This is a genomic window from Chitinophaga flava (genome assembly GCF_003308995.1).
GTDB lineage: Bacteria > Bacteroidota > Bacteroidia > Chitinophagales > Chitinophagaceae > Chitinophaga > Chitinophaga flava.
On the sequence record NZ_QFFJ01000002.1, the window covers coordinates 3,551,662 to 3,577,463 of the forward strand.

Here is a 25,802-nt window from a genome sequence, read left to right on the forward strand (position 1 = left end):
GCTTGCCGGAATCTTGCTTACCGCATTATTTACCAGCAAAATAGCCATTGGTCAGAACCCTGAGCAAAGCCCCATAACGTTAACGGATGTATGGAATAAAGCCGCAGTTTACAACAAACAATTGCAGATGCAATATCTCCGTGTACAAGGCTCCCAACAACAGGTGAAAGCAGCTCGAGACGAGCGTCTTCCGGAAATAAAAGCAAATGGTACTTACGCCAGAGTGTCTAACCTGGCCATGTACGAGAAAGGGTTGTTTAATGCCCCCTCCCAGTTTCCGGTAGTACATCAATTCTATCAGGTAGGAGCAGATGCCTATCTCAACCTTTACAATGGCGGTAAAACATCCCGGGAGATACAGGTCAGACAAACAGAAAGCGAGCTGGCCCAGGAGCAAAGCAATCTTACCGGTACAGAGATAAGATACAAGGCAGCCAATCATTATCTGGATATATACCGGTTTCGCATGTACGAAAAAGTATTGTTACTGGATATTAAAGAAAGAGAGAAAGAACTGGAAGAGATCCGACAATTGATGAAGAACGGTGTGGTACTGAAAAGTGATGTGTTGCGTGCAGAACTGAAACTCTCCAACCAGAAAGTGACCCTGCTGGAAATACGTAACAGTCTGCAGATCGCCAACCAGCGGCTCAATATCATGATCGGGCAGTCAGACAGTATTGACAACAAACTGGCACTGGACACGCTGGATCTTTCCTCCATACCGCAGAAGAGTTATGAAGCATATCTGGCAGATGCTAACGAACATTCTTTTGCGTTTAAGATTTCAGAGAAGGAAACCGCTCTGAGCGAATTAAAACTTAAAGAGGTAAAATCCAATATACTGCCCAAAGTAGGTCTGTACGCCGAATACGCCTATACGTACCCGCAAATCCAGTTCTTCCCTTATGCTATCAGCCTGTATGGCCTGGGACAGGTAGGTGTGAAAGCCGGTATGCCTATTTCGGCGCTGTACCAGAACAAACATAAGAGGGAAGCCGCAAAGATCAACCTCGAACGCCAGGAGATAGAACATGCCGATACTCAGGACCAGGTGCGCCAGGAAGTAAGAGCGGCTTATCTCCGTTATACGGAAGCACTGGAACGTATAAGGGTGGCACAGGAAAACATTCTTCAGGCACAGGAAAATTTCCGGATCGTTAATAATACCTACTTCAACCAGCTGTCTTTACTCACAGATCTGCTGGACGCGGAAACACAGCTGTTACAGTCCCGTTTCGACCTCACCACGGCAGAGGTGACCGCACAACTGCAATACTATCAATTACTGAAAGCAACTGGCAACCTTTAATATATGAGCAACACAAACACTAAAACGAAAACGAACAAAACAGACAGGATTATCTCGAGGGTCACTACAGTTGTTGCCTCCATTGTTGTGATATGCCTTGCCATATGGGGCGTGAAAACACTGTTGCATCAATGGAAATTTGAAGAAACCAATGACGCACAGATTGATGAATATATTAACCCTGTGGTGGCTAAGGTGACGGGGTACGTAAAGGAAATCCGCTATGAGGAAAACCAGGAAGTGAAAAAAGGTGATACCCTGGTGCTGATAGACAACAGCGAGTATGCAGCGCAGCAACAGGAAGCAGATGCAGCTCTGGTGAATGCTGAAGCCCAGGTAAGTGTGATACAGAGTAATGTAAACACCGCCGGCGAAATGGCCAAAGTATACCAGTCGCAAATTGCTGCCGCCAAAGCCAAGTTGCGCAATCAGGAGCAGGAATACGATCGTTACAAAAAACTGTACGATGTGGAGTCTGCTACCAAACAACAACTGGATAAGGTAGAAGCCGCACTGGAAGTGGCCCGTTCAGACTATAACACGTCAGTAGGTGCTTACAACGCAGCCCTGGCAAAAATTAATGATGCCCGTGTACAACAGAGCGCGCTTCAGGCTGAAATCAAAAGAAGAGCGGCAGTAGTTGAAAAAAATAATCTCACTGTTTCCTATACTGTTATCACAGCACCCTACAATGGTAAAATGGGACGTCGTACCATACAGCCCGGACAGCTGTTACAGGCAGGACAAACACTGGCCTATATCGTAGACTGGGAAGCCGGTAAATGGGTGGTGGCGAATTTCAAGGAAACACAGATCCGTCATATGAGCATTGGTGAAACCGCGGATATTGTGGTAGATGCTTATCCAGGCAGGACTTTTACCGGTAAAATAGAATCTCTGTCCGGAGCCACCGGCAGCCGTTTTTCCCTGTTGCCTCCTGACAACGCTACCGGTAACTTCGTCAAGATAGCCCAGCGTATTCCGGTGCGTATCCGGCTCAACGGAACGCCGCAAGAGCTGAGAGCCTTATCTGCCGGTATGAGTGTGAATGTATCCGTGTCTAAAGTCCGTCGCTGATCATGAGCAAGAAACGTATTTTCAGATCATGGGCGCCCGAGTGGCTGACCAGGCTCACCATCTTCGTGGTATTGCTTCCTACCGTCATGCTGTTTGCGCTGTCTACAGCCAATGTAGGAGCGGCTACAGGATTCTATGGCGTAGAGCCGGCAGACATCCAGTTTTCCATGCTGTTGTATTATGCAGCACTGGCCAGTTTTACACCGCTGGAACGGCGTTTTTTTAGCCGTGTTTCCACCAAGGAGTATTTTCTCATCTGCCTGGTTTTGCAGGTGCTGATCAGCTATGCCTGTTATCATACCAGAACATTACCGGTACTCTTTGTATGCCGTTTTTTACAGGGAGTCGTAAACTGCGGTGTCACCAGTATTTGTCTGACATTGCTTTTCGGCGGATTGAAGTCAGAGCATGCCCGGGAAATAGGGTACACTCTTTTTTATACAATGATCCTGTGCTCTGCTTCCTTAACCTCACTGGTGACGGCGCCTCTTGTAGATAATTATGAATACAACGTACTGTATAAAATGATCATCTACACTTTTGTACCGGGTGGCATCTTATTGCTGTTGCTGATGAACAAGGTGCATCTGGTGAGAAGGGTGCCGCTGTATCAGCTGGACTGGGCCAGCTTTTTCCTGTATAGCCCGATCCTGATTCTGTTAGCTTATGTGTTCACCTACGGTCAGCAATACTATTGGCTGCAGGACGAATCCATTGTATGGAGCATTGTTGCTATCATCTTCCTGGCGACAGTTTTTGTAACCCGGCAGCTTACACGTAAACGACCATTTATTCATCAGGAAGTTTTTTTGTCGAGGGCTTTCCTGTTTGGTATATTTCTCGTTGGTATGCTTTATCTGATCAGAGGAGCATTCAGTATCACCACTACCTACTTTTCAACGGTGCTGGGCATGGACCCTATCAATCTGTATGAGCTGCTGATCTATAATATACTGGGCATATTGATCGGAGCTGTTATTGCAGGAAGGCTGATAATAAAGAAACGGCCTATGCAGTTCATCTGGCTGGCCGGTTTTTTTCTGTTGTTACTTTTTCACGGCGGGATGTATTTCCTCTTTGCCTCGGAAGCAGACATGCGTACTTTTATTATACCGCTGCTACTGCAAGGGATGGGTGCCGGAATGGTGTTTACACCCATCTTGTTGTTTACGATATCTTCTGTGCCGGAAGGTATTAGTCAGTCGGCCGCCGCTGTAGGGGTGTTTATCCGTTTTGCCTTCTTTGGGTTAAGCACGGCGCTGATCAACTATTTCTCCCTTTTCTATTCCAAAATCCATGGCATGCGTTTGAGCGACCATGTTTCCCGTACAGACTACGGATTACAGGAGCGTTTGAACCTGTATCAGTCCAGTCTCGCAGCGAGAGGCATGCAGCCCGATCTTGCCGCAAAAGCGGCCACTGGCCTATTAGACAAAGCATTACAGAAACAGGCTTTTCTGAAATATGCCATGGACTACTATGAAATGGTGGTGATATTGATTTTGGGATTGATGTTGCTCATTATTATGGCGCCGTTTATTAACCGCATTATTATTGATGTAAAAGCCAAACAACCGGCTGCTGCAACGTTTTAACAATGACTTTAAGAAGATTTTTATAATGTTCTGATTTTAAGTGGATTATTGGGGGTAAAAGAAAAGACGCATGAACTGCGTCTTTTCCATTTTATGCCTTTACCTGAAATTTTACTGTAAGAGCTCCTGTAGTTTTTTATCCAGTGCTGTGCCTTCGAGTTTTTGGGCGATGATTTTGCCTTCCGGACTTATAAGATACAGTGTGGGTAATACCTGTACATTAAACAGGTCTTTGGCTACTTCACTTTTGGGATCATGTGCCTGTGCCCAGGGATTGTTATCTTCTTTCATCGCTTTTAGCCAGGCTGCCTTATCACGGTCAGTGGAGATACTGAGTATTTCAAAATTTTTCCCTTTGTACTGGTTGTACAGTTCCCGCATATGTGGGAAAGACGCTCTGCAGGGGCCGCACCAGCTGGCCCAGAAATCAATCAGCAGATATTTACCTTTGTAGTCTGACAAACGTATGCTCTGATCGGCAGCATTTTTTAATGTAAAATCAGCCGGTGTAGCGCCATCAACGCTGAGTTTCCGGGCAGAGATTTCAGTGGCCACCGCTGCTGCTTCCCGAAGTGATTTAATAGCGGGGCTAAGCCGCTGGTAAAGGGTCGCCAGCGTTGTATTATCCAAGGCGCGGCTGTTGCGTTGCAGGATAACAGCTGCTGCATAAGAACCGGGATTTTTGCTGACATATTGTGTTACCAGCTTTTTAGCGGATGCATTTTCCAATGTTTCCAGATCTGCCGCTGCTGCTGCATTAGGCTCTCCCTTGCCATTCAGCTGTTTTAAAATGTCTTTGCCATATTTCTGCTGCAGTGTTTTTTCATTTGTTTTCCAGGCTTTATCCATGTCTGCAGAAAATGCAGCATATACTTGCTGAGCATCACCATTGCGAGCTGAAAACTTAGTACCGGTGCTGTCTATTTTTGCAATTATCTGGTATGTGCCGGGTTTATCTATTAGAATACCCTGTGGCGCATAACCACCCAGTACTTTGGAATCATGCAGAGAGGAAAACATCTGCCGGTAAGGTGCTTCAAAAGGTAGTTCCAGCGTAAAAGTTTTGTTTACGACAGACAAAGAATCATATCTGTCAGGATTCCGTGAGTACATGTCTATGCGGTTGTACCCTTTGGTATCGCCCACGACGGTGCCTTTGATAATAACAGTTTTCTGCTGTGCATAGCTGCTGGTATACAAACCAGTGAGCAGCAGTATGATACGGGTGCTTGTTGAGAGTTTCATTCTGACAAAATATTAAATTAAATGATAAAAACTATTTCCATTCGGGATTCTGGCGGAGTTCTTTTCCTGCGGGATATTTATTGAGTACATCCAGCGGAATAGGAAAGAGATACATCATCGGAGCCGTGAAAACCCGGTCTTCAATTTTAGTGCGGCTATAGGTTCGTTTGCCATTGACAACGTTTACCACCATTCCATAGATAGGTTGCCCTATCAGCTCCGGGCCTTTCTGCCAGCGGCGTATATCAAACCAGCGCTGTCCTTCAAAAGCCAGTTCCACCGTCCTTTCTTCCACATATTTATCCCAGGTCATTTCTCCGGCCGGAATAACGGGCATGCCTGCACGTACTCTGATGAGATTGACATAGGTCCTGGCTTCTTCTGTATTGCCCAGCTTCAGCTGACACTCAGCATAGTTGAGATATATTTCTGCCAGCCTCATGATAATACAGTTGTTGAAGTTGGGCACTGACACACCTTTCAGGTCATAGGTGGTGTCGAGAAACTTTTTCAGGTAATAGCCGGTAGGGGTACCTCTATCGGATGGATTGGCGGCGCTGCCTTTCTGGAGGTCAAGCACTTCTCCCCGGAAAAAAATACCATCATACAACACACTGCTGTAGAAGCGCGGATCCCTGTTGGCATAAGGTTGCTCCGGATTATACAATGATGAAGTGTTCCAGGGTTTACCGTCTTTCATCATAAAAGCGTCTACAATGTTCTGGGTAGGATCATTGATACCACTGGCGAAGCCGGTAAAATTCCTGGGGTATTCGTAATCATTCAGGGAATGTTTCTGTTTACTTTGCAGACTGCCAAATTGTTTATCGAAGATGACTTCGACATTGTTATCATTGCCAGGCTGAAAGAGGGATTTAAAATCGGGGAACAACTGGTATTGTTTGAGGTCTATCACTTTTTGGGCCGCATCAGCAGCACCTTGATAGTCCAGTGTATTCAGCAGGAGTCTGCATTTCATGGCGTAGCAGGCACCTTGTGTAGCCCTCCCTGTTTGAGCGGCTTCATGTTTTACAGGCAACAACGATGCTGCTGTTTCGAGGTCCTGCACTATAAAACGAATGCATTCCTGTGGCGTAGCTCTGGGGATGGCCAGTTCATCAGTCAGTCCCAAGGGCTTTTGTATGATAGGAAAGGCCCCGAAGTGAGCATAGATTTCCATATAAAAGTAGGCACGCAGAAAATAGGCTTCCCCTCTCATGCGTTGTTGCAGCGCGGCGCTGAAGGGAGCGGACTGTAGTTGGTCCAATAGCTGATTACATTTCCGGATGCTGGTATAGCCGGAGGTCCATACATCCGCGAAAACGCCGGTGCTGGAATTATACTGGCCCAGGTTTACCTGTTGTGATTGCAGATAGGGACGGTTGGCTTCTCCTTCATCTGTAATGCTCATCATCAGTTCTCCACCTGCCCGGTCATATTGAGAAATAATACCGGAATAGATATTGGCAATATAGAGATTCACCAGGCTGCTATCTTTCCAGATCATATCATCGGTGAATTTATCCAGTGGCCCCTGATCCAGAAACCCTTTCTGACAGGCGCTCAGGAAGCAAATACTGAGCAGTAGTATATATGCGTATTTTTTCATGGTGTCTGTTGTTTTTGTTGATTACAGCTGTATATTGATACCGCCGTTGTAGCTGCGGATAATCGGGTACATGATAGTAGAGTTGGCGCCTGCCTCAGGATCTATCTGTTTAAGATGGCTGAAGGTCAGGAGGTTATTACCACTGAGATACATTCTTACCCCTTTGATACCCGCATGCCGCAGCCATTGGGCGGGAAGATTGTAGGCTATCTCCAGATTTTTCAGACGGATGTAAGAGGCATTATGCAACCAGTAATCTGAATGCTCTGAGTTGTTGGCGTAGGCAATGGAGAGTCGGGGAGAGCTGGCATTTGGATTTTCAGGTGTCCAGTAATCCTTGTGTATTTCTTGCGGGTGTCCGTCGTTTTTGAAAGGGAAGGCATATGGGCCATATACATAAGTCTGCACATTCCCACTTCCCTGCCATAACATGTTCAGTTCAAATCCTTTGTAACGTCCACCTAAAGCAATACCATACTGTATTTCAGGATAATTACCTTTGTCAGTCAGTACTTTATCGTTGTATGTGATCTTTCCATCTCCATCAATATCCGCATAACGGATATCACCAGCAGCAACAGTAGGGTATAGCGGCTTGGGGCCTTTCTCTACCTCATCCTGTGATTGATACAATCCCTGTGATACAAACTTAGGGAAGGTACCTATGCCTACGGATTTCCCTGTAAGCCGCTGCCATTCAGGGATAGCGCCTGCTTCAGGATAATACACCACTTTGTTGCGGGCGAAACTGAAATTAGGACGCACATAATAGGAGAGTGCACCAATCTTGTTTTCATATCCCACATTGATCTCTATGCCTTTGTTGTCTACAATGGCAGCATTTTCTACCGGTAGATTTACGCCGATAACATCGGGTAAGGCTTGTGCACGTGGGGCCAGAATGTCTTTGGTGCGTTTGTAAAAGTAATCGGCAGATACACTGATATGGTTATCCCACAGTTGCATATCAAAGCCGGCATTGCTCATCACGGCCTTCTCCCATGTGAAGTAAGGATTGGGCAACACATTCAACTCCAGGCCCTGATAATAGTTGGGACTGATACCGCCGAAGGAATAACCATGACTCACACCATATCTATCTGTGCCTACCAGATTGTAGGTAGACAGGAACTGATAAGGATCAACACGGTCGTTGCCCAGCTGTCCCCATGAACCACGCAGTTTCAGGAAATCAACCAACCCCGTCTGTGGAAAGAACGATTCTTTGGATACTACCCAACCTGCGCCCACAGATGGAAAGAATCCGAAACGTCCATTCGGAGGAAATATATCAGAACCATCATACCGGAAGTTCATTTCCAGCAGATATTTCTGTTGATAGTCGTAGGTGAAGCGACCAACAAGCCCCTGGCGGTTGCGGCGGGTGGCGGTTCCATCTACACCAGCATTGGTAGGGTCGGCAGCATTGAGTATTTCAAGTGCCGGAGAAACAAAGTTGTTCCCGGTAGCCCTGAAGTTATTGCCGGCATCTGATGTTTGTGTGTACAACAACATACCACCTACATGATGATGACGGAAGGTATGGTCGTAATTGATGGAAAGCTCGCTGGTAGCACTGTACGACTGTCGGTATGTTTCTATCAGGCCAGGTGTGGCTGGCAGGTTATTGGCTTTTTTCAGATTCCCGGCGTTGTCCATTGTATACAGGACATACGGTGTAGAGAAGTTTTTGCCATAGGTGAGGTACCGGTCATAGGCGTATAATCCTTTTACTGACAACCCTTCTATAAATGGCAGTGCATATTGCAATGAAACATTTCCATTGAAGGAAGTACCGGTACTTTTGTTATAACCGTCTGCTCCTCTGGATTGCTGATAGATATTACCTCTGGCAGCGGGAACAAAACTGTACAAGCCATTGCTGAAGCGGTTAGCATAATAGGGGGGACTTGAAACGGATATTTTCATAATGGTGGCGCTTCCTGCTCTTGCATCATTATTTTCAGTCATAAACCCTGCCAGCTGCAGGTTGAAAGTGAGTCCCCTGGCCACTTCAGACTGAAGATTGGAGCGGAGGTTGTAACGTTTATAGCTGATAGTTGGATAAAAACCGCCTTCATTATTGTAACCGCCGGAAACGAAGTAACGGGTTTTATCGCTGCCACCACTCACCGTGAGATCGTAACGCTGCTGAAGGGAAGTGGGAGCGAGGACTTCACGGTACCAGTCGGTGTTAGGGTAGAGGTCGGGGTCACTGCCGGTCCTGTATTTCTCCAATACATCATCAGCGTATCCCTTTCCAGCAGCGGGGTTGAAGCTGTTTTCATTTTTAAGTGCCTGGTTATACATCTGTGCGTACTCGTAAGAACCAAGTGGCTTCAGAGCCCTGGTCTGTTGTTGCACAGCTACGTTGCCAGTAAAGCTGATGGAAGCTTTGCCGGCATTTCCATTTTTAGTGGTTACCAATAGTACTCCATTGGCAGCTCTTGCACCATATACTGCAATAGCGGAAGCATCTTTCAAAACGGTGATAGTTGCTACATCGGCAGGGGAAATATTGTCAAGGTTACGACCGGGGATACCATCTATTACGACTAATGGGCTGGAATTGTTGGTCGTACTGATGTCACGTATATATATAGAGGAGCCTGAACCGGGAGCACCATCGTTTTTGGTAATAAATACACCTGGCACTCTTCCTGCAAGGGCGTCAGATACACGTGCTACTGGGGCTTCTGTCAATTCTTTGCCGCTGATAGTACCAACAGCACCGACCAGGTTGGCTTTTTTCTGTTGGCCATAACCTACCACTACAACTTCGGTCAGTGCCTGTAAAGAACTGATCATGATGATGCGGAGGGGAGTACTGGCCGTAGCTGTGATTTCCTGTGACTTATAGCCAACGCCGGATACCAGCAGCTTTTTATTGACAGCCCTGGGGATAGTAAACATACCATTTTCATCAGTATGAGCGCCGGTGTTTGTACCAGCCAGCTGTACACTGATCCTTTCCAAGGGTAATCCTTTTTCATCTGTGATTTTTCCGCTGACGGTTTGATCAACAGGGGAGAGTGTTACGGAGGAAAGTGCCTGTGGTACTGTATTCTCCTGCTCTGTGCCTAAAAGATCTTTGTTTCTGTTTTTGTTGACAGTAATGGCATAGTAATCCTTTTTAATGTAGAGAAATAATAGTCCATTAGGATAGAGAATGGATTTGAGCTGGTCTTCCACGCTTTCCTGTCTGGCATTGTCCGGATTGAAGCTGGTGTATAATCCACTCAGCAGGGTTTTGTCATAGACAAAAGTAGTCCCGTATTTTTTTCCCAGTTTTTTAAGGGCGGCATCTACAGTTATTTTTTCCTGGACGGTTTTAGTAACAGGTATATTATGCTGGGCCGAAACCTGCCAGGGGGCAGCGGTTACGGCAGCACAAAACAATACCATCCCCAAAGGGAAGAATAGTTCTTTCCTCATAGTGTAGTTGGTTTTTTATGATTTTGGTTAGCGTTAGCTATTTACTGTTGTACATGCAGTCTGAGGAGTGGTGGTATTCCGGACTGGATGGTTGATGATCGTTGTTTTATTTTCGGTTACTGAAATACATGGTGTCGTTCTGTTTGCTGATTTGTATATCCAGTACATTAGAAAGAATAAAGAGGATGTCAGCTTTGCTTTCCAGATAGATGATTCCCTCGATTCTTTTTTCCAGCAATTTTTTATCGTTCACTATAATTTTCTCTCCATAATTGTTTTCCAGAATCTGAATGATTTCAGACAAAGGAGCATTGTTGAGCGTAAGTTTGCCATGCACCCAGCTGCTGTATGTGCTGTCGGTTTGGGTGGATGACACCTGTTGCTGCAAAGCGTCATATGTAACAAGGTCTCCTGGTTGCAGGATGATGCCGGGTGCTTTGGGCTGGTGGAAGTCGATTCTGATTTTTCCCGATTTTAGAAAAACGCTGGTTTGATGGCGGCGTTGCTTCAGATCAAATTCAGTCCCCAGCACGGTAACATCCGCATCATTGGAATGGACAACAAAACCCGCTACAGGATGAGTTTTATCCGGATGTACCCGGAAATAAGCTTCTCCCTTTAACCATACCTCCCGTTGTTGTTTGTTCCAGGAGCGTTTGTAACGCAGTTCGGAATTGGCTTGCAATATTACCTGAGAGCCGTCGGGAAGGAGTACTTGTTTGATTTCCCCGAAAGCGGTTTGTATCCGTTGCGGAGCCAACAGCCCTGACCATGTGTATCTGGCGATGACGCCTGCGCATATAATCAGCCCAGTCCATACCGCGGCCTGGCGGAATCGGAACAAATGGCGTATGTTGCTGGTGCGGGAGGGTTCCTGCAAATTAGCCACAGCAGCCTTGAACCGATTTAATGACTGTTCCGCGGCTATGTCTGCTGGTACATGATTTACAAAACGTATCTGCAGCAAAAGTTGACGTGCGGTCTCCACTACAGTGGCCTGCTCCGGATGTGCAATAGTCCATTCCTGCCACGGGCCCTCCTGGTGTAAAACCCACTGCTGAAAGGAAGCGTCTCCCAGAAGATCTGCCACTGTATACGTATTTCGATCCGGTCTATCGTTGTGTTGCATTCCTGTTTTGCTGTTTGCTGATATATAAAAGCCGGCTGGGGAAGATATTACCCCATGAGACTCCTACTTTTTTAAATTTTTTTGTCACTGTTTGATAAACAGCAAGCGGAGCATAGGTAAGAGTAGATAAAAGGGAAGATTAACGAGTTGTTTTAGTTCATCCAGTGCCCTGGCCATGAGCTTGTAGGTTGCTTTTACAGAGATGTCCATGACCGCTGCAATTTCATCATACTGCATGTTCTCATAAAAACGCAGATATACCGCTTCGCGCTGTCGTGGTGTAAGTTGCTGTAGCGCCTGGAGAATGGTCACCTTCAGTTGTTCATCCTGTTCTCTATGAATGATGAAATGGTCAGCGCCAAATTCTGGTACACTGGAGAACATAGCGCGTTCTTCGCGCTGCATACGTTTGACGGCTTCCTGGTGATAACGGAAAAGTTTACGACGGAAACTGCTGTAGAGATAACTTCTGTTGGTGTCGAGGTCTGAATTTCTACTATGGGCCTGCCACATAGAGATGAAAACGTCATGGATGGCGTCTTCGATCAGACTAGTGTTATCCGTTAATTTTCTGCCATAGTTATAAAGCTGTTTATAATAGTGTTTGTAGACGTCGGCAGCCTCCAAAGAATCCGGGGCTTTAAATATGGCATTGATATTCCATTCTTGATTCGTATCCATCAGCGGGGCTAAGATAGAGTTTTTTTTCTCAACCTGTCAAGCGGGCCAATCGTATTGGCGTATAGGCGGGAGCGTAGTAGCTGTATATGGGTTGTATACAGGATCAAATTCGTATACGCTATTCTCAGCGGCTTCATTTAGGAGAGAGGAATGCCAGGTGATAAAAATTAGCATCAGATTTTTTGCAGGATGTCAGCGCAAGGTCGGAAAAGCTATTACAGCCTCATAGTGGCCGCCCGAAATCTTTATGGAAGCGCCCCCCGCGATGATGAATTCGCCCCACGAGGGTAGAGACGACAGAGGGGCACTTTAAATGGCCATTTTCTATTTAACATAATGTTTATTATAGGAATTATTTGAACCCATTTTTATTCCCTCAAATCGAATTGTTTCTAAGGTTGTTGGGGCGTAAAATTTTTTGCGTAACTCTGCCAAAATGAAGCCGTTGAGAGTTATTTATATGAATTTGGCAAGAGGTATGTACAGTGTATTGAATTCTCAGCGCACAGTTTTGTGTCCCTATTTGGCTATATGGCGACGTTTTTCTGCAGCTCCACCCCGCTGGTTTATTTTGATGCAATGATATGCAGCACCTAATACTATCTTTATAGCTAGCCCAACCAATCTGTATTCTGTTTGCGTGGAACTGCTGCAGGTGCAAATAGCTGAGCCCTCTGAGATTTTCTCATTTTAAATAAGGAGACACCAATTGCTATCTCCTTATTTAATTTTATAGACTATCATCTCTCCAGCGCCGTAATAAACTCAATCACCTCGCCATCCAGCCCGTAAACCAGTGCGTTACGTACTTTGACCGGCGGATATCCTAATGACAAATCATTTGGCGCGATGCAGCTGGTAGCACCCAGGGAAAGTGCGTGCTCATACGCTGCATCCACATCCATTACAGTAAGTGCCAGATGTAATAATGCTCCGGTGACAGGTGTTTCTCCGGTATTTCTACGTCTGCCCTGGGCTGCTACCTGAGCGTCTTTATCAAATATTTCAATATAGGAATCTGTACCTGGAATTTTGAGCAGGGCGGCATGGGTAATATTAAATTCTGGCAGCGACCAGGAATGAAATGGTACGAGGCCCAATGCCTCATAAAAGGCGCTGGTAGCTGAAAAGTCGTTGGCTTGTAGTGCCAGGTGATGTATTCCGGTAATAGTGGCTGTTGTTTTCATTCAGCAAACTTACACCGCGCTGGAGGTATAAAAACCGGACTAACAAAATTGTTAGTCCGGAAATCCTTTGCTATAGCGGGTTTACTGATTGTATTTTTTTACTACCAGCCGTTGGGAGGAGTAAATTCCGGAATGTCCGCTGAAATAATAAGCAGTAAAACAGGCGATGGCGTAATACAATACGTTATTGGCCCCAAACAATTCCACACCCATTAGAGTACAGGCAATCGGGGTATTGGTTGCTCCGGCAAAGACGGCGATAAAGCCAAGTCCAGCGAATAAATCTACAGGGGCACCCAATAGCAGAGCCAGTGTATGACCAAGTGTGGCGCCCATAAAAAACAGGGGGGTCACCTCCCCTCCTTTAAATCCCATTCCCAGCGTTATGGCGGTGAAGATCAGCTTCCACAGCCAGCTCCAGTCGGATATCGTACTTGTACCACTGAAGGCGTTGATGATACTGACACCATCCGGTGATTGACTATATACGCCCAGACCCAGATAGTCCCGCGTGCCCACTACATAACAAAGCAGGATCACCATCACACCGCCAACGACAGGTATAAGCCAGGGTATCTTAATATAGGCATTAGCATTATACTTAATCGCGTGAATCATCCAGGAGAAAAGGAAACCGGTGAGTCCAAAAGCAACACCCGCCAGTATCACCTTTACCAGCAACAGAAAGTCTGTTTTTAAGAATGGTACAAACGACGAGGATACTCCTGTATATAATATATGATAGTGTGTATGGGAAATTCCCCAGGAGGAACAAACGATATCTGCCAGCACAGCTGCGATCAGGCAGGGCACCAGGGCATCATATCGCATAGCGCCGATGGCAAGTACTTCCAGGGCAAAGACCGTTCCTGCGATGGGTGTACCAAATACTGCCCCAAAGCCTGCAGCGATTCCGGTCATCAGTAATATACGTATATCCCTGGCTGTTAGCCCTAGTTTCTTACCGATCCAACCTGCCACGCTCCCACCAATTTGGACTGCCGTACCTTCCCTTCCCGCCGAACCACCAAACAAATGGGTGATCACTGTTGTGAGTAATACCAGTGGCGCCATCCGGGCGGGCACCCCACCACCTGGCTGATGGATCTCATCCATAATGAGGTTATTGCCTTTTTCTGCATTCTTACCACCCAAACGGTAAAGCCAATAGATCAATACACCTGCCAATGGCAACAGGTACAATAACCATCCATATTCAAACCGGTAATGGGTGGCTTTGTCGAGCAGCCACAGAAATAAAGCAACCAGGCTGCCCACCATTATGGCAACAGGCAATACCAGTAAAGTCCATCTCAGCAGCTGATAAGCCACTGTCAATTGTTCCAATGATTTATTTTCTTGTTTCATGTCCTACAAACAGCAATTTATAATGGTATAACTGATACCATCGTTATGATTTGTAGGCGCCATCAGTTTCGGACGAAACGGTTCGGAGCAGGAAGACACCATTTCCTGTAGTTGCGAAAGTATAATTAATCTTCCAATAATCCAGCATAATATGCTGCACCCCAGAGGGCTGATTTATCATTATTCACAATGTGAATCGGAACACTGGCCAGCAGTTCTGCCATCCGGTCTCCCTGAAGATAATGATGGTAGAAGTCTCCTGTTTCCAGGAGTGGCGCAATTTTGGGAGGAATACCACCACCGAGGAACAAGCCACCTGTAGCCTTCATCTTCAGCACCAGATTACAGGATTCCCGTGCCAGGTATCGCACAAACAGTTCCATCGTTTTTACACAGATCGGTACTTTACCTTCCAGGGAAGCTTTGCTGATGGCTGCTGCCGGATCACCGGCACTAATAGCCGCCTCCAGCACTGTGGGAACTTCCATTCCTTTTATATCCCGAAGGAATTCATAAATGGTCACAATGCCAGGGCCTGATATCACCCGCTCCCAGCTGGCCACTTCATATTTCTCCTGCAGATAACGTAATAATAAAATATCCAGATCTGTTCGCGGAGCAAAGTCACCATGGCCTCCTTCTGTAGGAAAGGGATGATGGTGTTTTCCATCCCAGTACAGGCCAGCCATACCCAAACCGGTGCCTGGCGCAATAATCGCCATATTCCCTGTATTATCTGTAGCCCCTCTGTGCAGGGTAATCAACTGGCTGGGCGACAAAGTAGCCAAACCATAAGCTGTGGCCTCCAGATCATTGATCAGCGCTACAGACTGAATACCAGTTACCTGGCGGATTTCATCTTCACTCAGCTCCCTCGATAGATTGGTCAGCTCTACTTTTCCCTTTACTACCGGTCCGGCTACGCCAATGCATATACGTTGAGGGGCATGCGTCGTCCCTTCAGTGATAAAATGCTGTATGATCTCTGAAAAACTAGCATAATTCCGCGAAGCATAGGTTTCTTCCCGTACCAGGTCCAGCACGCCTTCTGTCGCACGAAACAAAGCGAGATTAGTTTTGGTCCCACCCAGATCTCCCGCCAGGAAATAACTGTCTTCTCCCGGCTGATAAGCAGGAGAAATAAACCTGGGTAAATAATGTTGCTTTTTCATCGTCTGCATAACATCATTAACTTATCTCCTAAAAGTAAATAAATTGGAACAGCATTTGCCCCCCTCTGAAGAAATTTCTGAAAAAAGCACCTATCTATTCCTATGCATCTGACAGAAGAATGGTGCAAGATATTCCAGGTGCCTTTCCTCGGCTACGGTCCTGAACTTTATTTTACCAGAGCATGTTACCATAATAATAATAGTAGTCCTCTCGTCCCTGATACCTTTTCCCTGACGGCAATGATCCGGAGATTTTTTGAAAAAAAATAACACCCAATAAATTGATGCTAATGGAAAGACATACCTATCAGACTGGACTTATCGGCAATTGCGCCTTTCTGGCGCATATTAACAAAGACACCAACATTGACTGGCTCTGCTGGCCACGGATGGACAGCTCCTTCATATTTGGTGGATTACTGGACAGGAAACAAGGTGGGGAATTTTCCATCCTGCCAACCGGGGATTTTGATTCCCATCAGTATTATATGGAGAATACGAATGTTCTATGTACAGAAATAAAAACCTACGAAGGCAGCTATCGGATCACCGATTTCGCGCCGCGTTTTTTTCAGTACGAACGTTTTTTTAAACCGCTGATGCTGATACGGAAGGTAGAACCGCTGGAAGGCTCCCCCCGCATCCGGGTAAAATGTACGCCCACCTGCGATTATGGTGCGCTGAAGCTGCATCCGATGCGAGGCAGCAGCCATATTGAATTTACGGGTAGCGAAGAGAAAATAAGACTGACCACCAATATTCCGGTCAGCTATGTTTTTGAAGAAGATTTTTTTGTGTTGAATGATACCCGCTACCTGATCCTTACTTACGGACATCCTCTGGAAGCTCCCCTGGCGAGTACCTCGGAAAGGTTCCTCCGGGAAACGATCGCCTACTGGCGTACCTGGATCAAACATTCTTCTATCGCCAATTATTTCCAGCCTTATGTAATCCGTTCGGCGCTCGCGCTGAAGATACATCAGTATGAAGATACTGGCGCCATCATTGCAGCCAGCACTACCAGCCTTCCGGAATTTCCTGAAAGCGGCCGCAACTGGGACTACCGCTTCTGTTGGATGCGCGACACATTTTATGTGATCACCGCCCTGAACCATATTGGCCATTTCGAAGAGATGGAGCGTTACTTCGGGTATATCACAGACATCTCTTTTTCAGGTGACTTCCGGTATCAGCCCCTATATGGTATTACCGGCAAGAGAGATCTGATAGAAACGGTCCTCCCCGACCTCAACGGATATATGGGCAACAAGCCCGTACGTATTGGGAATCAGGCCTATGAACATATACAGAATGATATCTATGGCCAGGTGCTGATTTCGATGTTACCATTATATACCGACCACCGTTTTATTTTTTCGGAGAGAAAGGATTCGGACCGATGGATCGACTTGCTGCTGAAAAAGATAGAACGCACCATAGATGAAAAGGATGCAGGTATATGGGAATTCAGAAACATGGCTAACGTCCATTGTTATACGAATCTGTTCCAATGGGCCGGTTGCAATGCCGCTGAAAAAATGGCCCGTACCATCGGCAATGAAGAATTGATTTCCCGGGCCGTTGCCTTGAAGGAGCGTGCTGCCGCTCATATTGAAAGCTGTTACGACCCTGTCAGAAAAGTATATACCAATGCCGCCGGCAGCCAGTACCTGGATGCCAGCACCCTTCAACTAATCATGATGAACTACCTGGACCCGGCTTCCGAAAAAGCCAGAGACCATCTGACTGCGCTGGAAAAGGAACTGAAAACACCCGAAGGGCTGTTTTATCGCTATCGTCATTCTGATGACTTCGGATTGCCTAAAACAACTTTCCTTGTATGTGCCTTTTGGTATGTGGAAGCCCTTGCCTGTGTAGGCCGGGTCGATGATGCCCAACGTGAATTCAGTAAACTACTGCAGTATTCCAATCACCTCCTCCTCTTCAGTGAAGATGTGGAATCTGCAAATGGCAGCCAGTGGGGCAACTTCCCACAGGCCTATAGCCATGTAGGTCTTATGAATGCCGCCTACCGCATCGCAATGAAACTGGATAAACCAATTTTCATATAACCATAACTGTGATAAATGCTGATGGGAGATGATGGATATGATAGAAGTTATTATATTATAATTTATTATATAATACTCCATATTTTCTATCATATTAATCATCTCCCATCAGCATTTATCACAGTTGTTTGAGTGTCCTCAACAAATGTCGTACTTCATGAGGACTGCGAAGATAGTACTGGGCCGCAGAGACCTGGCTACCTACTTTGATAGTAATAGCTTTCGGCGGCATGACTTTAAAAATATCCTCGTCAGTAACATCGTCGCCCAGAGCCATGATAAAATCATATTTTTTATGGTTTAGCCAACTGAGGGCTGCCTTACCTTTGTTGATCTCTATATTTTTCACTTCTATGACTTTGTCTCCCGGCAATATCTGCAATCCCTTTTCAACGGTATAATAGCGCAGCGTCCCCATCAGTTCATTGGCTCTTTGTTCGCCCAGGCCGGATTCTACTTTTCGGTAATGCCATACCAGGGAATAGCTTTTTTCTTCGATAAACGAACCCGGGGTTCTGTCTGTGGCTTGTTCCAGTATAGGCATTATTTCCTGTTTCCATTTATCATTAAGGCCGGGAAGCTGGTACCACTCTCCTTCCCGGGTCTTCTGCCAGGCGCCGTGTTCAGCGATGAGGTCCAGTGGCAGATGGCCCAACCACTCTCCCAGCGTTTCATGTTTACGGCCACTGATCATGACAATATCGTTTCCTGGAACAGAGGCCAGCTCCCTCAGCAGCTGGTATAGGTCCGGATCAGGGGAAGCCATGTCTATATTGGTCTGAAAGCCCACAAGGGTACCGTCGTAGTCCAGAAAGATGATTCTCTTTTTTGCCTGCCTGTATTGCTGGCGGATCATCACGGCTGTCTCCTGATTTACGCGGCGGGCCAGCATGTCCTGCTGCATCCCGTTCACCTCCTGCAGCCGTGTCATAAAAAGCTTCACCCAATGGTGAATGTTGAATTTAGACACTATCTGACGCATCTGTTTCATGCGGCGCTGTTGTTCGGGCAGTGGCATATTAAGCGCATCCACAATGGCCTGGGTGATGGCGCCTATGTTGTTGGGATTGACAATGATGGCATCGCTCAGTTCTTTAGAAGCTCCGGCCATCTCACTAAGAATCAGTACACCATCGTTGTTGTTTCGGCTGGCCACATACTCCTTGGTGACCAGGTTCATCCCATCTCGCATGGGAGTCACCAAACAGATATCTGCAAAATTGTAAAGAGCAGACAGCACCTGCACCGGGAAAGAGCGGTAGAAATACTGTACCGGGTGCCAGCCGAGTGTGCGGAAACGAGCATTGATATTACCAACCTGCTTATCTATTTCATCGCGAAGCTCTTTGTACTGCGGTACTGTATCGCGGGAAGGCACCACAATCATATACAAGACAACTTTATCCACGTATTCAGGATACATTTGCAGTAACATCTCAAAGGCCTGCAGCCGCTGAAGGATACCCTTACTGTAATCCAGGCGGTCTATTGACAAGACAATCTTTTCCTGCTGAAAGTTTTCCCGGAGGTTCTGCAAATGAAGCTTCACCGCCGGGTCTTTAGCCAGGCTGGAATATTTATCAAAGTCTATTCCCATCGGAAATGTCTCTACCACTACGGCACGATCATTATAGGAAACGACATTGGAGCTGGTATTGACTGGTAATATCCGACTGGCAGCATTCAGGAAATGACGGGTATCATCAAATGTATGAAAGCCCAACAGATCGGCCCCCAGCATACCTTCTATCAGCTCGGCCCTCCAGGGGATAAGTCTGAACAATTCATAGGAAGGAAAAGGAATGTGGTTAAAGAACCCTATGGATATCTCCGGCATTTCTGCCCGCAGCATACCCGGCAATAATAACAGATGGTAATCATGAATCCAGATAGTATCTCCTTGCTCAACCACCTGCATCACCGAATCCCGGAACTTCTTATTGACCTGGTAATAGGCATCCCAATAGCTTTGTTCATAACGGGCATACACGGCCATATAATGAAAAACAGGCCATAGTGTTTCGTTGGAAAAACCTTCGTAATAGTTATTGATTTCGTCCTGTGTCAGAAAAACCGGCACCAGGTTCATCTGCCGTAGTTGTTTGGTTATTTTCTCCTGTTGTTTGGGTTCACTGATCTCTAACCCCGGCCATCCCAGCCAGATGTTATTCCCTTCCCTATAAATAGATCCTAAACCGGTTGCCAATCCTCCTTCACTGGGTTGCAGCGTAAATTCCCCACCCTTCTCTGTAATCTTAACCGGTAGCCTGTTCGAAACAATAATAGTCTTTCTCATAGTCTGTTTATATCTCTGGTTATCAATTTTACTTTGCCAAGCGAGCCGCTACAAAAACAAATCGCACACCCAAAAGAGCGGAACCGATATATATAAATAAACATAATGCGGCTAAAGTAGCTATGGTTCATCAACAAGGCTTATCCGGAGGTGGATAATGGGTTTTCCTGTGAAAGGGTGATTTTGCAATATAATGATTTTCAAGGGTAACGGGAAGGGAAATATCTCCCCTCCCTGCGTAATCCTTACCACGCAGGGGTATTAATACATATATAAATAATCAATATTTTATACGAATGACCAGGGAACCTGGAGATGGAGATATGTTATTCTTCGTAAGAACAGGTCAGTTGTTCCATCAGTTCCATCCCTATCACGGCCTCTTCTACGCTGCAGGGGTTGGCGGCTTCTCCACGGAAATACTTCACAACATCGGCAATTAGAGGCTGCTGTACATGTGCGGGGGTATCGAAATTGAACACTTCCTTTCCGGTCGCTGTTTCCAGTGTCACCTGATGGAAATTACTGAAGAAATGGAAACGGATACTGCCCTCCTCTCCAATGAGGATACATTCATCAGCATTTTGATGGGGCGGTACGATGAAGTTCCAGGAAGCGTTAACCAGAAGATTACCGGGGAATAACAGCTGCCCGCTCACGACATCGGCTATACGGGGATCGGATCCGGTACTGATTCCTTGGGCTTTCAGGGGTTTACCGAAATAATATAGCAGGATGTCAAGCTGGTGGGGCGCCAGATCATGAAAGAAACCACCACCGGACAATGATGGGTCCAGCCGCCAGCCCGCATTTTCTTTGGAGGCTGACTTCCAGAGGCGCAGGTTGGCGCTGTGAACTTGTCCAATGCGGTTTTCTTCCAACAGCTGTTTAACAAACACAAAGGCAGGCAGACGCCGTCTGTAATGCGCTACACTCGCCTGCACACCGGTAGCATTAACAGCAGCAGCTATACGACGGGCGGCTGGCGCATCAAGTCCCAGCGGTTTTTCTATGTATACAGGAAAACCTCGTTCTATGGCTGCCAGTGCATAAGCTTCATGACTACCCGGAGGGGTGGCAATATAGATAGCATTCACATCGGCATCACTGAGCAGATCGGAGGCGTTATCATAATAACGGGCTACATGATGGCGCCGGGCATAGTCTTTTGCCAGGTCCTTATTCCTGCGCATAACAGCCACCACATCACTATCTTCCGCCAGCCTGAAAGCCGGACCACTTTTTACCTCCGTCACGTTGCCGCATCCGATGATACCCCATTTGATCGTTGCCATAGTCATTGATTATGAAACCAAAATACAAATTACTTCTTCAAAGTCATGAGTACTACACCTGAAATAACGATTGCGGAAGAGATGCCCACCATACTGTCTATCACTTCATTGCCAATTGCCCAACCCAGGAACATCGCCACAATAGGATTTACATAGGCGTATGTAGCGGTCAGGCGCGGAGGTGCATTCCTGGTAAGCCAGCTATAGGAGGTATATCCTACCAGAGAGCCAATCATGACAAGATAAAAATAAGCCAGCCAGCCTTGGTGCGTCATGTCCGGTAAGGTATTCCAGGCACCCTCTTCGAGGCAGGCACTTAGTAGGAAGGAGAAAATACTGCCTGCAAGCATCTGTATAGCGGTGCTGGTCATCTGCGTAGGCATCTGCAACCGTGGCACCATCAGGGAGCCGGTTGCCCAGCAAATGTTTCCCAATACGACCACGGCAATCGGCCATAACGGGAAACTACGGCCTTCATGATGTGCAAACGGATTAAACAGGAGAAACAATCCCAGGAAGCCCAGGACTATACCCAGGGAAGTGAGTACAGAAGGACGTTTCTTACTGAAGAACGCCCAATCCAATCCCATAAACCAGGCGGGCATGGCTGCCACCAGCAGGGCCACAAGCCCCGATGGCATATAATGAACAGCCAGGGCTACAGTGGTGTTCCCAATGCCTATCAGTAACACCCCTACAAAAGCAGCTGACAAAAACTGCCGCCGCGATGGAATAGTCCTTTCCTTCAGATAGCCAATTACCAGCAGGATACCACCTGCCAACAGAAAACGAAGGCCGGATAACAGAAACGGGGGGACGTTTTTGGTAGCTATTTTCATACCCAGGTAGGTGGAGCCCCAAATAATATAAACCGCCAGCAGGTACAATAACGTTTTGGACATATTGTTACCCTGCGTCTTTTCGCTGATGATCATTTTGCACTTATTTATTACGTTGATAATATTGTTGCACTTTATGGATATCTCCGCAGGTACTCATGCTACACCATTTACGGGAACTGTTGCGGCTTTTATCAAGAAAGAGCCATCCACAGGCGGGGCATTGCCGCACCTGCTGCAAGGTTTTGCTGGTATAAAGCTCCAGGGCCGATTTTACCAGCCACCAGTTCACCTGTTCCAGAGCCGGGGCATTAAATGACAGCTCTCCCTGACCAAGAGATGGCTTCCAGGCTATTTCGATATTGGCGTAAGCATCTGCTATATAGGTATTAAACAGTTGAACATCTGCCGAGCCAGGTGCTTTCCGTTGGATAGCTGCTATAAAAAGACGCAGGAGTAATTCGCGTAACTGAATACTCTTGTCAAAAACCATTGCTGCCTTTTGAGGGTATCCTTTAGCGAGTCGTTCGAGGGTATGGATCACCTTGGTTGAGAGTACTCCGGTACGGGTATACCACTCCAGTAATTCCTTAAATCCGGAGAGATAGTCAAATGGTTCCGGCTTGTTTCGGTTGCAAACGGTGTTAACAAAATCAAGGCAGAAAATACCGCCGTCGAGACGTAACGTAGCGATGCTTTTTTCAGTTGCCATACACTTGTTTTGATGGTTGCTGCACAAATGTAAGGCATCTGTTTAACCGGTAAAATTAATTTTGGTGGTTAGTCAAAATACAACTAAAAAAGGGTTCTTTTCTTATTTAAAGAAAGAGAGCAATAAATATTATTTATTAAATTTAAAACCAGCATTTTATAAAAACAAAAGGAACCATTCATTATGGCTCCTTTTATGTTATACTGATGATATTTTAATTTGATTCTTTGGAAGATGACCTTCGTTTTCTGATCTCTTTTTGCTCCCATGATTTTACGATAGAAACGGGGGCAATATTACACTAAAAAATGGAACTTCTAAATGAATTTATGCATGAAGATAAATTTTATATTATACAATATATAAATATTTCAATTCGATAATCTCTATCCCAAACAGGACCTACTCGGCTTTTAAGGCAGTCACCGGATTGGTCATCGCCGACCTCACCGTTTGCATCCCGACGGTCAGAATTGTCACCATAAAAGTGGCTATTCCGGCCAGCCAAAAAATCTCCCAACCTATCGTTATCTGGTAAGCAAAGTTATCGAGCCATTGATGCATAACCCACCAGGCCAATGGTAAACCAATCCCAATTGCCAGGGCAACCGACCACAACAGGTCTTTCGACAACAGCACCATTACCTGCCCGATTCCTGCACCCAATACTTTACGGATACCAATCTCCCGCCGACGGCTCTCCGCGGTATAGGCTGCCAGCCCAAACAATCCCAGACAGGAAATCAGTACCGCCATCAGCGAAAAATAACCTGACAGCATACTTACCTGTTTCTCCGCGATATAGAAGGACTGATACTCATCTTCCAGAAAACGGTATTCGAACGCATAACCCGGGTTAAAGGAAGAGTAAAAGGTCTCCAGTCTTTTCATCACCGCCGGTTCCATACCGGCCTGCATTTTTACCATCACGGTACCACCCCTTGGCTCTGCCTGAAAAAACAACGGCTGCACCTTGTTATGCAAGGACTGGAAATTAAAGTCTTTTACTACCCCGGCCACTTCCCGCATTGCCCCGCCGAAAGGGATGACCTTGCCCACAGGGTGTTCCAGCCCCATCACAGCAACGGCTGTCTCGTTTAAAATAATCCGGGAAGTATCGGCTGCATAGTTGCCTGTAAAACCTGGTCCTTCCTTTAAGGTGATACCCAGCGTCTCCAGCATACCAGGGCATATCAGAAAAGGCCGGAACAAAATATTCTCTTCATGACCCTGCCATTTCCAGTTAATGGGAATAGAAGCCTCCCCGAAAATATTACCTACCATACTGGAAGCATTTACCACACCCGGGATGTCTTTTACCGCCACCAGGAATGCATCCATATTCTGGGGCACCTTACCCTCCGCTTCAAAGTATACCACATGCTCTTTCTGGTATCCCAGATTACGATGCCGGATAAAATCCAGCTGACGGTGCACTACAAGCACCGCCACAATAAACATTACAGAAAGGCTGAACTGGAAGACTACCAACCCTTTACGAGCCCATAAAGCGCCGGCGCTATTCACCAGTTTTCCTTTGAGCACCAGTACCGGTCGGAAACCTGACAGGAAAAAGGCCGGGTAACTACCTGCCAGCAAACCAGTGAACAGGGTAATGGCGCCAAACAGTCCAACCATCGACCAACTGAACTCCAGGCGCAGCTGTTTTCCGGTGATGGTATTAAATGGCCCCAACAGCAGCCATACCAGCATGGTGGCCAACAAGAGGGATATAACTGACAATAATAGGGACTCGCCAAGATACTGTAGCACCAGTGATAACCGGCCGGCTCCCAGCGCTTTGCGCACGCCCACTTCCCGCATCCGGTTGCTGGCCCTCGCGGTAGACAGGTTCATAAAATTGACCGCTGCAATAAAAATGATAAACAACGCAATGAGCGAAAACAGTTTCACATAGGAAATACGGCCCCCGGACTGCACACCGTTTTCGTAGGTGCCATACAGATAGTTGGCCGCGTAGGGCGCAACAAAGGATGTCCGGGCCTTGTTGCCTGTGCGCTCCTGGAGGAAGCGGGTCAACTTACTATTGAATCCGGCCACATCAGTTCCTTTTTTCAACAGTAGCCAGGTAGTAAAGGGACCTCCCGGCTCCAGATTATCCCCTATATGCATCAGCGCTTTAAATGCACCAAAGGGCAGCATGAAATCAAATTGTACAGAAGAGTTACCCGGCACATCTTTATATACCCCGGCTATCACCGCAGGCTTTCTGAACTGGTCTATTTGCCAGGTAATCGTTTTCCCTATAAGATCCTGGGTGGTATTAAACAACCGCATCGCCAGGCTTTCCGAAATCACTACATTACCATTGTCTGCCAGCACTTTACTTCTATCGCCTGCCAGCAGTGGATAAGAAAACAGGTTGAAATAATCCGCTCCGGCAAACATACCCGCCGCTTTCAGATTTTTCCCGTCCGCAGAAACATTCACTTTTGAAAACCACGACGGCGGAGTACTCACCACAGCCTTTTCTACCTGTGGCATTTCATGTAGCAGGATGTCTGCCAGCTGCGCCGGAGACTCGGCACTCGTCATAATCCCTTTTGCGTGAGGCTTATTTTCCATCACGGTAAATAACCGGTCGCTCTTTTCATGAAAGCGGTCTACGCTCCATTCGTCTTTTACCCATAGACAGATTAATAGCGTACAGGCAAGCCCGGTAGATAAACCAATTAAATTAAGCAAGGTAAACAGACGGTGTTTCAATAAGTTCCGCCAGGCAACAAGGAGGTAGTTTCTTAACATGGCAACGTGGTT

17 protein-coding genes and 1 riboswitch are annotated in these 25,802 nt (G+C 46.5%); of the genes, 4 read left to right on the top strand and 13 right to left on the bottom strand.

Features of this window, described 5'->3' with window-relative positions; genetic code table 11:
• Positions 1-13 precede the first annotated feature (13 nt).
• From DF182_RS29315 to DF182_RS29325, 3 genes are read left to right on the top strand one after another with little or no spacing between them, the layout of a single operon-like run.
• Positions 14-1,312, top strand: a complete 1,299-nt coding sequence (locus tag DF182_RS29315; RefSeq protein ID WP_211327240.1) for a TolC family protein — start codon at positions 14-16, stop codon at positions 1,310-1,312.
• Positions 1,313-1,315: 3 nt separating this feature from the next.
• Positions 1,316-2,389: an HlyD family secretion protein gene (locus tag DF182_RS29320; protein ID WP_113619308.1), complete on the top strand. Its 1,074-nt coding sequence runs from the start codon at positions 1,316-1,318 to the stop codon at positions 2,387-2,389.
• Between the two features lie 2 nt (positions 2,390-2,391).
• Positions 2,392-3,984 (top strand): MFS transporter, encoded by a 1,593-nt coding sequence (locus tag DF182_RS29325; RefSeq protein WP_113619309.1) that lies wholly within the window; start codon positions 2,392-2,394, stop codon positions 3,982-3,984.
• Between the two features lie 111 nt (positions 3,985-4,095).
• On the opposite strand, the gene DF182_RS29330 is transcribed toward DF182_RS29325, so the two are convergent.
• The 8 genes from DF182_RS29330 to glk form a co-directional block, all read right to left on the bottom strand.
• Positions 4,096-5,229 (bottom strand): TlpA family protein disulfide reductase, encoded by a 1,134-nt coding sequence (locus DF182_RS29330; protein WP_113619310.1) that lies wholly within the window; start codon positions 5,227-5,229, stop codon positions 4,096-4,098.
• Between the two features lie 31 nt (positions 5,230-5,260).
• Positions 5,261-6,838 (bottom strand): RagB/SusD family nutrient uptake outer membrane protein, encoded by a 1,578-nt coding sequence (locus DF182_RS29335; protein ID WP_113619311.1) that lies wholly within the window; start codon positions 6,836-6,838, stop codon positions 5,261-5,263.
• A gap of 21 nt (positions 6,839-6,859) precedes the next feature.
• Positions 6,860-10,273, bottom strand: a complete 3,414-nt coding sequence (locus tag DF182_RS29340) for a SusC/RagA family TonB-linked outer membrane protein (protein WP_113619312.1) — start codon at positions 10,271-10,273, stop codon at positions 6,860-6,862.
• Positions 10,274-10,379: 106 nt separating this feature from the next.
• Positions 10,380-11,402 (bottom strand): FecR family protein, encoded by a 1,023-nt coding sequence (locus tag DF182_RS29345; protein WP_113619313.1) that lies wholly within the window; start codon positions 11,400-11,402, stop codon positions 10,380-10,382.
• Between the two features lie 84 nt (positions 11,403-11,486).
• Complete coding sequence (locus tag DF182_RS29350) at positions 11,487-12,083, bottom strand: RNA polymerase sigma factor (protein ID WP_113619314.1); 597 nt, start codon at positions 12,081-12,083, stop codon at positions 11,487-11,489.
• A 740-nt stretch (positions 12,084-12,823) separates the two neighbouring features.
• Positions 12,824-13,270: a VOC family protein gene (locus DF182_RS29355; protein WP_113619315.1), complete on the bottom strand. Its 447-nt coding sequence runs from the start codon at positions 13,268-13,270 to the stop codon at positions 12,824-12,826.
• An 81-nt stretch (positions 13,271-13,351) separates the two neighbouring features.
• Entirely contained in the window at positions 13,352-14,638 is a 1,287-nt protein-coding gene (locus DF182_RS29360; protein ID WP_113619316.1) for a voltage-gated chloride channel family protein, read from the bottom strand.
• Between the two features lie 46 nt (positions 14,639-14,684).
• Positions 14,685-14,753, bottom strand: a riboswitch (Fluoride riboswitch).
• A 10-nt stretch (positions 14,754-14,763) separates the two neighbouring features.
• On the bottom strand, positions 14,764-15,810 hold the full coding sequence (gene glk, locus DF182_RS29365) for a glucokinase (protein WP_113619317.1): 1,047 nt from the start codon (positions 15,808-15,810) through the stop codon (positions 14,764-14,766).
• Positions 15,811-16,100: 290 nt separating this feature from the next.
• Between glk and DF182_RS29370 the strand changes: the two genes are divergently transcribed.
• Positions 16,101-17,882, top strand: a complete 1,782-nt coding sequence (locus DF182_RS29370; RefSeq protein WP_211327241.1) for a glycoside hydrolase family 15 protein — start codon at positions 16,101-16,103, stop codon at positions 17,880-17,882.
• 118 nt (positions 17,883-18,000) lie between these two features.
• Here DF182_RS29370 and DF182_RS29375 read toward each other — a convergent pair whose 3' ends face one another.
• The 5 genes from DF182_RS29375 to DF182_RS29395 form a co-directional block, all read right to left on the bottom strand.
• On the bottom strand, positions 18,001-20,178 hold the full coding sequence (locus DF182_RS29375) for a bifunctional alpha,alpha-trehalose-phosphate synthase (UDP-forming)/trehalose-phosphatase (protein WP_113619319.1): 2,178 nt from the start codon (positions 20,176-20,178) through the stop codon (positions 18,001-18,003).
• Between the two features lie 326 nt (positions 20,179-20,504).
• Complete coding sequence (locus tag DF182_RS29380) at positions 20,505-21,473, bottom strand: Gfo/Idh/MocA family protein (RefSeq protein ID WP_161964312.1); 969 nt, start codon at positions 21,471-21,473, stop codon at positions 20,505-20,507.
• 29 nt (positions 21,474-21,502) lie between these two features.
• Positions 21,503-22,408 carry an EamA family transporter gene (locus tag DF182_RS29385; protein WP_113619321.1) on the bottom strand — a complete coding sequence of 302 codons (906 nt, stop codon included), beginning with the start codon at positions 22,406-22,408 and terminating at the stop codon, positions 21,503-21,505.
• Between the two features lie 7 nt (positions 22,409-22,415).
• Positions 22,416-23,024, bottom strand: a complete 609-nt coding sequence (locus DF182_RS29390) for a CGNR zinc finger domain-containing protein (protein WP_113619322.1) — start codon at positions 23,022-23,024, stop codon at positions 22,416-22,418.
• Between the two features lie 402 nt (positions 23,025-23,426).
• Positions 23,427-25,790: an ABC transporter permease gene (locus DF182_RS29395; protein WP_113619323.1), complete on the bottom strand. Its 2,364-nt coding sequence runs from the start codon at positions 25,788-25,790 to the stop codon at positions 23,427-23,429.
• Between the last annotated feature and the right edge of the window lie 12 nt (positions 25,791-25,802).

Coding starts and splice junctions, on each gene's coding strand:
- DF182_RS29345 (WP_113619313.1), bottom strand. CDS start 11,402: ATGCAACACAACGATAGACCGGATCGAAATACGTATACAGTGGCAGAT.
- DF182_RS29330 (WP_113619310.1), bottom strand. CDS start 5,229: ATGAAACTCTCAACAAGCACCCGTATCATACTGCTGCTCACTGGTTTG.
- DF182_RS29360 (WP_113619316.1), bottom strand. CDS start 14,638: ATGAAACAAGAAAATAAATCATTGGAACAATTGACAGTGGCTTATCAG.
- DF182_RS29340 (WP_113619312.1), bottom strand. CDS start 10,273: ATGAGGAAAGAACTATTCTTCCCTTTGGGGATGGTATTGTTTTGTGCT.
- DF182_RS29335 (WP_113619311.1), bottom strand. CDS start 6,838: ATGAAAAAATACGCATATATACTACTGCTCAGTATTTGCTTCCTGAGC.
- DF182_RS29355 (WP_113619315.1), bottom strand. CDS start 13,270: ATGAAAACAACAGCCACTATTACCGGAATACATCACCTGGCACTACAA.
- DF182_RS29350 (WP_113619314.1), bottom strand. CDS start 12,083: ATGGATACGAATCAAGAATGGAATATCAATGCCATATTTAAAGCCCCG.
- DF182_RS29395 (WP_113619323.1), bottom strand. CDS start 25,790: ATGTTAAGAAACTACCTCCTTGTTGCCTGGCGGAACTTATTGAAACAC.
- DF182_RS29370 (WP_211327241.1), top strand. CDS start 16,101: ATGGAAAGACATACCTATCAGACTGGACTTATCGGCAATTGCGCCTTT.
- DF182_RS29375 (WP_113619319.1), bottom strand. CDS start 20,178: ATGAGAAAGACTATTATTGTTTCGAACAGGCTACCGGTTAAGATTACA.
- DF182_RS29320 (WP_113619308.1), top strand. CDS start 1,316: ATGAGCAACACAAACACTAAAACGAAAACGAACAAAACAGACAGGATT.
- DF182_RS29325 (WP_113619309.1), top strand. CDS start 2,392: ATGAGCAAGAAACGTATTTTCAGATCATGGGCGCCCGAGTGGCTGACC.
- DF182_RS29390 (WP_113619322.1), bottom strand. CDS start 23,024: ATGGCAACTGAAAAAAGCATCGCTACGTTACGTCTCGACGGCGGTATT.
- glk (WP_113619317.1), bottom strand. CDS start 15,810: ATGAAAAAGCAACATTATTTACCCAGGTTTATTTCTCCTGCTTATCAG.
- DF182_RS29385 (WP_113619321.1), bottom strand. CDS start 22,408: ATGATCATCAGCGAAAAGACGCAGGGTAACAATATGTCCAAAACGTTA.
- DF182_RS29380 (WP_161964312.1), bottom strand. CDS start 21,473: ATGGCAACGATCAAATGGGGTATCATCGGATGCGGCAACGTGACGGAG.